We start from the raw sequence: 850 nt of genomic DNA on the forward strand, positions 1-850 counted from the left end.
CAATCCCAAAATTCCAATCAGCATGGCTTCCCAAAGAAATTGACTCCAGATTTTCTTCTTACTTTCTCCCAATGCCATAAAAATACCGATTTCCTGTGTCCTGTTCTTCATCCAGAATAAAAAGATCAAACTTAATATGATAAAACTTGCTGCGGAAACTACGATTAACAGCATTTCACTTAACTGCTTCATATTATTAAAATTTTCAGCCATGCTCTGAATATTTCCATTACTATCAATTAGATCGTATCGTTTCCAGTCAATGTCTACTTTTTCAATTTCCTTTTTTACTGCATCATATTGATCTACATTGGCTACCTTAAAAATCGCATATCGGAACAGCGGATTTCCCTCTTCACCAGAGGGGTTCTCTGGAAAATTCATGTCGGTAAAAATCGTATTTTCTGACCGGTAAGTATCTCCTGACATAACCGGTTCCAGTTTCTGCACCGCTTCATATATCCCTACAATCTTAGCACTATAAACTTTCGAATTTTCCTTATCATCCCACTGATTAAACTGTAGACTGTCACCAACTTTCAAGCCATTCAATTCCGCCAGTTCTTTTGAGATTACACAAACATCTTTGTCCTCTTTGGTTGTCATGCGCCCATCTACCATTTTAATCTTTCCCGCTGCAACATCCATATCCATTTCCATAATTCGGTTGCCTTTTAAATTAACGCCTCCAAAATCCTGGCTCTGATCCATATCCGGATCTTCAATCCTTTTGAAGTTTACAGGATTTACCACCGTTGCTACTGTGAGCAGATTATATTCTTCGATTCCTTTTACTTTTGCTATCTTTTCTGCATCTTCCGGGATAACTGTTTCAAAAGAATTATCTGTC

At 37.5% G+C, this 850-nt stretch carries 1 protein-coding gene; it reads right to left on the reverse strand.

What is annotated here, in order from left to right; genetic code table 11:
- The coding region (locus tag PG840_RS16740) for an ABC transporter permease (RefSeq protein WP_270613920.1) at positions 1-850 on the reverse strand (850 nt) is incomplete at both ends.

Origin of the sequence: Coprococcus sp. AM97-35 (assembly GCF_027697525.1) — a bacterium.
Lineage (GTDB): Bacteria > Bacillota > Clostridia > Lachnospirales > Lachnospiraceae > Allocoprococcus > Allocoprococcus comes.